This is a genomic window from Nocardioides sp. P4_G4, assembly GCF_056401085.1.
The window spans coordinates 40,266-48,125 of record NZ_JBFUKA010000052.1 but is presented as its reverse complement, the minus strand read 5'-3'; the positions used below and the strand labels follow the sequence as shown (position 1 = coordinate 48,125).

At 69.8% G+C, this 7,860-nt stretch carries 5 protein-coding genes, 1 tRNA gene and 1 other RNA gene; 5 read left to right on the top strand and 2 right to left on the bottom strand.

The genetic code is table 11. The annotated features are described in order from the left end of the window. Together AC1DQF_RS13480 and ffs are read right to left on the bottom strand one after the other, a co-directional pair. A partial coding sequence (locus tag AC1DQF_RS13480; RefSeq protein WP_477525729.1) for a DNA polymerase III subunit gamma and tau occupies positions 1-1,463 on the bottom strand: 1,463 nt, incomplete at its 3' end. 69 nt (positions 1,464-1,532) lie between these two features. Then, positions 1,533-1,623, bottom strand: an RNA gene (gene ffs, locus AC1DQF_RS13475) — signal recognition particle sRNA small type. A gap of 94 nt (positions 1,624-1,717) precedes the next feature. Between ffs and AC1DQF_RS13470 the strand changes: the two genes are divergently transcribed. From AC1DQF_RS13470 to AC1DQF_RS13450, 5 genes are all read left to right on the top strand, one after another. After that, positions 1,718-1,807 (top strand) — tRNA-Ser (locus AC1DQF_RS13470). Between the two features lie 655 nt (positions 1,808-2,462). After that, on the top strand, positions 2,463-4,697 hold the full coding sequence (locus AC1DQF_RS13465) for a hybrid sensor histidine kinase/response regulator (protein WP_477525728.1): 2,235 nt from the start codon (positions 2,463-2,465) through the stop codon (positions 4,695-4,697). Then, positions 4,694-5,077, top strand: coding sequence for a response regulator (locus tag AC1DQF_RS13460; protein WP_477525727.1), 384 nt, complete (start codon positions 4,694-4,696; stop codon positions 5,075-5,077). The genes AC1DQF_RS13465 and AC1DQF_RS13460 overlap by 4 nt, the downstream gene beginning before the upstream one ends. Next, the gene (locus AC1DQF_RS13455; protein ID WP_477525726.1) at positions 5,074-6,213 is read left to right on the top strand and encodes an adenylate/guanylate cyclase domain-containing protein; all 1,140 of its coding nucleotides are present in this window, start codon (positions 5,074-5,076) and stop codon (positions 6,211-6,213) included. The genes AC1DQF_RS13460 and AC1DQF_RS13455 overlap by 4 nt, the downstream gene beginning before the upstream one ends. Continuing rightward, positions 6,210-7,799, top strand: a complete 1,590-nt coding sequence (locus AC1DQF_RS13450; RefSeq protein ID WP_477525725.1) for a peptide ligase PGM1-related protein — start codon at positions 6,210-6,212, stop codon at positions 7,797-7,799. The genes AC1DQF_RS13455 and AC1DQF_RS13450 overlap by 4 nt, the downstream gene beginning before the upstream one ends. Positions 7,800-7,860: the final 61 nt, after the last annotated feature.

The window sequence follows — 7,860 nt, the reverse complement described above, 5'->3', positions numbered from 1 at the left end:
GCCGCAGCCGGAGCCTCGGCCGCAGCGGGAGCCTCGGCCGCAGACGGGCTCGGCACGGCGGCAGGGGCGGCGGGCGACGCCGTGGCGGGCGTCCCGGCTGCCGGCACCTCGCCGGGAGCCATCTGCGGGGCCGGGTGCTGGGGAGGGGACGCCGGGGCGGTCGCAGGAGCCGACTCCCGAGGCGTCTCCGGGCGGGTCGGCTCCGGGCGGGTCGGCTCCGGGCGGGTCGCCGTCGGCCGGGGGGCCACGGCACGGGCCGGGGCGGCACCGGCGGCGGGAGCACTCACCGCACCGGACACGTCGAGGCGCCGCTCGAGGCGGTCGAGGCGCGCCATCACGCCGTCGCTGGTGTGGTCGGCACCGGGCAGCAGGACCCGGGCGCAGATGAGCTCGAGGAGCAGCCGCGGCGCCGTGGCGCCCCGCATCTCGGTGAGCCCGGCGGCGACGATGTCGGCGGCGCGGCTCAGCTCGAGCGCGCCGAAGTGGGCCGCCTGGGCCACCAGCCGCTCCCCCGCGTCCTCCGCGACGTCGATCAGCCCGCTCGCCGGCGCCTCGGGCACCGCGGCCACGATGACCAGGTCGCGCAGCCGGCGGAGCAGGTCCTCGGTGAAGCGGCGCGGGTCCTGGCCGGTCTCGACGACCTTGTCGACGACCCCGAACACCGCCGCCCCGTCGCCGGCCGCGAACGCGTCCACGACCTCGTCGAGCAGCGAGTCGGGGGTGAAGCCGAGCAGCGCCGTCGCCAGGGCGTGGGTGACGCCGGTCGGGCCGGCACCGCCGAGGAGCTGGTCGAGGACCGAGAGCGTGTCGCGGGCCGAGCCGCCGCCGGCGCGCACCACGAGGGGCAGCGCGGCCGGCTCGATGGCCACGCCCTCCTCGGTGCACAGCCGGGAGAGGTAGTCCGAGAGCAGCCGCGGCGGGATCAGCCGGAAGGGGTAGTGGTGGGTGCGCGACCGGATCGTCGGGAGGACCTTCTCCGGCTCGGTGGTCGCGAAGATGAAGCGCAGGTGGGGTGGCGGCTCCTCGACCAGCTTGAGGAGCGCGTTGAAGCCCTGCGGCGAGACCATGTGGGCCTCGTCGATGATGTAGATCTTGTAGCGGTCGCGGACCGGGGAGAAGAACGCCTTCTCGCGCAGGTCCCGGGCGTCGTCGACGCCACCGTGCGAGGCGGCGTCGATCTCGATGACGTCGATGGAGCCGGATCCGCCGCGAGCCAGCTCACGGCAGGAGTCGCACTCGCCGCACGGGTCGGCGATCGGCGCCCGGGCGCAGTTGAGGGAGCGGGCCAGGATGCGGGCCGACGTCGTCTTGCCGCAGCCGCGCGGGCCTGAGAAGAGATAGGCGTGGTTGACCCGGTCGTTGGCGAGCGCGACGCGCAGCGGCTCGGTGACGTGGTCCTGGCCGATGACCTCGGCGAACGTCTCGGGCCGGTAGCGGCGATAGAGGGCGAGCGGTGACTCCACGTCTGAACCCTAACCACCGGGTCCGACAGCGACCACCGAGCGCTGCGCGCTGGGGCCCCCACCGGACGAAAGGGCCCCCCACGCACCCGACAGAGCTTGCTTGCCCTTGCTGCCTTCCGGCCCTGGGGGAGTTGGGCTAGATGTCGCCACGTGGGGGGTTGTCGCAGAGTCTAGGCGAGGGTCCGCGCACCGCCCAATGCGACCCCGACGGAGGCGATTTCACGCCCGGTCGGACGACCGGTACGCTCCTGCGCGGAGGATTCGCCTAGTGGCCTATGGCGCTCGCTTGGAAAGCGGGTTGGGTGTGAAAGCCCTCAGGGGTTCGAATCCCCTATCCTCCGCCACTGACAGGTCTGTGACCTGCGAGAACGCCGACCTTGTTCCGCTGTGGCCAAGGTCGGCGTTCTTTGGGCTCTGGGCCTCGTAATCTTAGTTGCGTCTCGGGCCCGGTGCCGCTTTCCGCTCACGCCGCAGATCCGTGCCCGGTGGTCAAGCGAACGCTCCCGAGTCCGTCGCCGCGGCGGCCAGCGCCGGGGCGAGTGGGCCAGCCTTCGGGGCAGGTCCGGTCCGGTTGGTCGGTGGCGAACTGTTGTTCGGCGTCCTCATCGATGAGTCCCTGGTCGCATAGCCACTCGACGGCGCGGCGCTGGGCTCGACGATCGCGAAGGGCATCCCACGCCGGGATGAGTTCTGGGTGGCGTCATAGATCCGGGCCTTGAAGCGCCGGAACGCTCCTCGCACATGGAGAGCCGCAGGCAGGTACTCCACCCTCTTGAACTGCGCTCGGAGAACGGACCGCCGTCGCTGTCGGGGAGCGCGCATGCGAGCCGGTCACGCCGAGATCGGCCAAGCGCGGAGACGGTTCGCCGCTTGGCCGTTGGTTCGGCTGACGCTCTGAGGAGCGTTCTCCCAAATCTCGCGGAAGTGATTGCCGCGCACGGCGAGGATGAGGACACTGGAAGGCACACCCCGCTAGCTGCATGGGCGGAGGAGGTTGTGATGGCCGAGCCGGAGGCGCCGACGCCCTCAGGAGCCGTCGACGCGCAGGAGCACGCGCGCCTCCTGAGGAACTACGCCGTCCTGACCGACCAGTTCGCCGCGGCAAACGAGGTCCTGTCCGCGCTGGGCCGCGCCGCCGGTGACCCCGACGCCGTACTGACCACGGTCGTTGAGAGTGCGCGCCGGCTCTGCCGGTCGGACGCAGCTCACCTGTACGTCCTGAAAGAGGGCGTCTACCGGCTGATCAAGTCGGTCGGCATCTCCGAGGAGTCGGTCGAGGTGATCGCCGAGCACCCGATGCCAGTCGACCGCAAGACGCTGATCGGCCGGGTCGGTCTGGACCGGAGGGCCCAGCAGATCGCCGACGTGCTCGCGGACGCGGAGTACGGCCGCCACGACCTCCAGCGGGTGGCCGGGTTCCGGACCACCATGGGCGCGCCGATGATCCTCGACCAGGAGGTCGTGGGCGCACTCGCGGTCTGGCGCAACGACGTCTGCCCGTTCGACGAGCGGGAGATGGCCATCGTGTCGGCCTTCGCCGCTCAGGCGGCCATGGCCGTCAACGGCGTCACGCTCGTGCAGGAGCTCGAGGCCCGCGGGGCGGAGCTGGCGAAGAAGGTCGATGCCCTCGAGGCACTGCAACAGGTCAGCGAGGCCGTCAACTCCAGCCTCGAGATCGACAACGTGCTTTCGACGATCGCCATGCACGCCGTCGAGCTGTCGGAGACCGACGGCGGCTCGATCATGGAGTACTCCGAGCCCGACCGCTGCTTCATGGTGCGCAGCGTCTACCGCACGGCCCCCGGCGTCGTCGAGCGGCTCCGCGCGGTTCGCATCGACGTCGACCAGACCCTCGTCGGGCGTGCCGCGAAGGGGCGCCGGCCGATCGCGGTGCCCGACCTGGCGGCCGTGCCCCTGGATCCGCACCTCCAGATCCTTTACGACGACGGCTGGCGATCGCTGCTCGCCGCGCCCATGCTCCACGAAAGCAAGATCGTCGGCTCGCTCATCGTTCGGCGCAAGCGGACCGGAGACTTCTCGGAGGAGACGATCGATCTCATCGAGACCCTCGCGAGCCAGTCCGCCCTGGCCCTGCAGAACGCCCGGCTCTACCGCGAGCTCAAGGAGCAGAGCCTGGAGCTGGAGCTGGCCAGCCGGCACAAGTCGGAGTTCCTGGCCAGCATGTCCCACGAGCTGCGAACTCCGCTCAACGCAGTGCTCGGGTTCTCGGAGGTGCTGCTGGAACGGATGTTCGGTGACATCAACGAGCGGCAGGAGGAGTACCTCCGTGACATCCACGGGTCCGGGMAGCACCTGCTGGAGCTCCTCAACGAGATCCTCGACCTGTCGAAGATCGAGGCCGGGCGGATGGAGCTGGAGTACTCGTCGATCGAGCTGCGGTCGCTGCTGGAAGACGCCACCTCGATGCTGCGGCAACGTGCCGCCGACGGCGGCGTCGAGCTCAGCGTCGACATCGCGGACGACGGCGACGTCGTCCATTCAGACGTGCTGCGGCTCAAGCAGATCGTCATCAACCTGATGACGAACGCCGTCAAGTTCACGGGCGCCGGCGGCTCGGTGGTCGTCCGCACGCGCCGACGCGGGGCCGACCTCGAGATTACGGTGACGGACAGCGGCATCGGCGTACCCGAGGCGGACCAGCAACGGATCTTCGAGTCGTTCCAGCAGGGCGGTCGGGGCAGCTCGCACGAGGAGGGCACCGGGCTCGGTCTCACCCTCTCCAAGCGACTGGTCGAGCTGCTCGGCGGCAAGATGTGGCTGGACAGCGAGGTCGGTGTCGGCAGCACCTTCGGTTTCTCGCTCCCCGGCCGGGAGCCGGAGAGCCTGGATCAGGGCGACCCCCACGAGCCGCACCTGGTGGGCGAGGTCGTCGTCATCGAGGACGACCGGCCGTCGCTGGAGCTGCTCACGGTCTACCTGACCGGGTTGGCCGCGGGGGTCACTGTGGCTCGGGACGGACCGTCCGGCCTCGAGGCGGTGAGGAGGGTGCACCCCGCGGTCGTGCTCCTGGACATCCGGCTACCGGGCATTGACGGCTGGGCGGTGCTTGAGGCGCTCAAGGGCGACTCGGACACGCGCGACATACCGGTCGTCGTGGCCTCGATCGTGGACGAGCGTTCACGAGGCGTGGCGCTCGGGGCGGCGGCGTACCTCGTCAAGCCGGTCAGCCGAGACGACCTGCGCTTGGCTCTGACCACGGTGGCGGGCACATGAGCGCGCACACGATCCTCGTCATCGAGGACAACCCCAAGAACCTGAAGCTGGTCAGAGCGGTCCTCGAGTTCTCCGGCTACGAGGTCATCGAGGCGACGTCGGGCGAGGAGGGAGTACGTCTCGCGCACGAGACCTCCCCCGACCTGGTCCTGATGGACCTCCAACTGCCGGGCATCGACGGCGCCGAGGCGTTGCGCCAGATCCGCTCGGACACGGACGGGCCCGGCGTGCCGATCGTCGCGGTGACGGCGTTCGCGATGTCCGACGACCGGGACCGAGCCTTCGCGTCGGGGTTCGACGGCTATGTGGAGAAGCCGATCAGTGCCCGCGCCCTCCCGCAACAGGTCCGTGACTTCATCGAGCTCGGAGGTACGACGTGAACGACCCGACCCCAGCGAAGGCCACCGTCCTGGTCGTCGACGACCAGCCGGCAAACATCAGGCTGCTCGACGCGATCCTGACCTCCCGCGGCTACGACGTGCTCTCCGCAGGGTCCGGGGAGGATGCTATGAAGGCGGTCGCCGAGTCCGAGGTCGACCTTGTCCTCCTGGACATCGTGATGCCCGGTATGGACGGCTACGAGGTGTGCCGGCGGATCCGCGAACAGGTTGACACGGCGTACCTGCCGGTCGTGATGGTGACCGCGAGCGGCGACGAACAGAAGCTGCGGGCCCTGGAGGYAGGCGCGGACGATTTCCTGACCAAGCCGATCAACCAGAGCGAGCTGCTCGCCCGGGTCGCCTCCCTCGCGCGGATCAAGCGCTACCAGGACACCATCAAGAGCCAGGCAGACGAGCTCGCGGCCTGGAACCGAGAGCTGGAGAACCGCGTCGAGACCCAGGTCGACCAGCTCAACCGGATGGGTCGACTGCGGCGCTTCCTGTCCCCCCAGCTGGCTGAGCTGATCGTCGACTCGGGTGACGAGTCGTTCCTCGAGAGCCACCGCCGCGAGATCGTGGTCGTCTTCTGCGACATGCGCGGCTTCACGGCGTTCGCCGAGTCGGCCGAGCCCGAGGAGGTGATCGGGGTCCTCAACGAGTACCACGAGGCGCTCGGGGACCTGATCTTCCGGTTTGAGGGCACCTTGGAACGGTTCACCGGCGACGGCCTGATGGTCTTCTTCAACGACCCCGTCCGATGCGACGACGGGGCCCTGCGGGCGATCCGGATGGGACTAGCGATGCGCACCCGCGTGCGTGGACTGGCCGAGTCCTGGGCCCTGCAGGGTCACGACCTGGCGATGAGCGTCGCCATCTCGCAGGGCTACGCGACCCTCGGCAAGATCGGCTTCGACGGGCGGTTCGACTACGCCGCGATCGGGAGCGTCACCAACGTGGCCGCCCGACTGTGCGACATCGCCGACCCGTGGCAGATCCTCGTCACCGAGCGGGTGTTCTCCGCCGCCGGGCCGGTCGTGGTCGGTGAGGACATGAGCACGCGCGAGCTGAAGGGGCTCAGCCGCGGCGTCCGCACGATCAGCGTCAGAGGCGTCGACAACTCGCGGACCGCATCATGACCGACGACCTGTGGACGGCGCCGTACGCCGGCCCCGACGTGCTCTCCTCCCTGTCCGAGGACGACCGGTACCAACGGTTCGACGCCCTGCAGGCACGGATGGCCGGCGTGTGGGAGGACATGCGCCTCAACCACGATGACGAGTCGGTCGTGGTCATCCCCTCGATCAGCCTCGACCGGGACGTGGGCTCCAGCGGCAGCATGACCCAGGCGATGGAGGAGCGCTTCCTGTTCCTGCTGATGCTCCTGCGCCAGCCCCGGCTGCGGATGGTTTACGTGACGTCGATGCCCATCGCGCCGGAGATCATCGAGTACTACCTGGCCTTGCTGCCCGGCGTGATCCCGAGCCACGCCCGCAGCCGGCTGTCACTGGTGGCGGTGCACGACTCGTCGGGTCGGTCCCTGAGCGAGAAGCTCCTCGCCCGTCCTCGTCTGCTGGCCCGGATCGCCGCTATGGTGCCCAACACCGCCCGCTCACACCTGATCCCGTACAACACGACCGAGCTGGAGCGCGACGTCGCCCTCTCGCTCGGGATCCCGATGTACGGCGCCGACCCGCGGCTCGCCCCGCTCGGCTCGAAGACCGGTTGCCGCCGGATGTTCGCAGAGGTCGGCGTGCCTCACCCGCTCGGCGTGGAGGACCTGCGCACGCTCGATGACCTGGCCGACGCCGTCATGTTCATGCGCGCCCAGCGACCGACGATGGACAGCGTCATCGTGAAGCTCAACGAGGGTGTGTCCGGTGCCGGGAATGCCGTGGTGCGGCTCTCCGGTCTGCCCGCGCCGGGGGCCGCCGACGAGCGTCCCCAGGTGATGCAGCGAATCCGGGAGATGGAGCTGGAGTCGAAGGAAACACCCTTCGAGGCGTACGTCGCAAAGTTCGYCGAGGGCGCCGGCATCGTGGAGGAGCGGATCACCGGGACCTACCTCGAGAGCCCCAGCGTGCAGCTGCGGGTGCAGCCCGGTGGCAAGGTCGAGCTGCTGTCGACCCACGACCAGCTGCTCGGCGGCGCCAGCGGCCAGAGCTACCTCGGCTGCGTGTTCCCGGCCGCGCCCGAGTACGCCCGGCTGATCACCCGCGACGCTGAGCTGATCGGGCAGCAGCTGGCCCGCGACGGCGCGCTCGGGAGGTTCGCGGTCGACTTCGTCGTTGTGCGTGGCGCGGACGGCGAGTGGTCGTCGTACGCGATCGAGCTGAACCTGCGCAAGGGCGGCACGACCCACCCGTTCCTCACGCTGCAGTTCCTCACCGACGGCCGGTACGACCCAGCGACCGCATTGTTCCTCACGCCACGCGGACACGAGAAGCACCTGGTGGCCACCGACCACCTCGAGGCCGAGGAGCTGCGCGGGCTGATGCCCAGCGACCTGTTCGACATCGTGGCCCGGCACGGTCTGCACTTCGACCAGTCCCGTCAGGTCGGGATCGTCTTCCACATGATCAGCTGCCTCACCGAGCACGGCCGGATCGGCCTGACCGCCGTCGGCGACAGCGCCAAGGAGGCGGACCGGAGGTATCGGGACGCGCAGCGGATCGTGCTGGAGGAGGCCCGCAGTTCGGTGGAGGAACAACCACTGCCGGGTTGATGCACGTCGTCATCACGAGACYCCGTCGCAGGCGTTCAGTGCACCCCAACCACCAGCTTCT

What these genes read in the sequence shown, in the direction of transcription:
- AC1DQF_RS13460 (WP_477525727.1), top strand. Translation starts at nt 4,694, where the DNA reads ATGAGCGCGCACACGATCCTCGTCATCGAGGACAACCCCAAGAACCTG.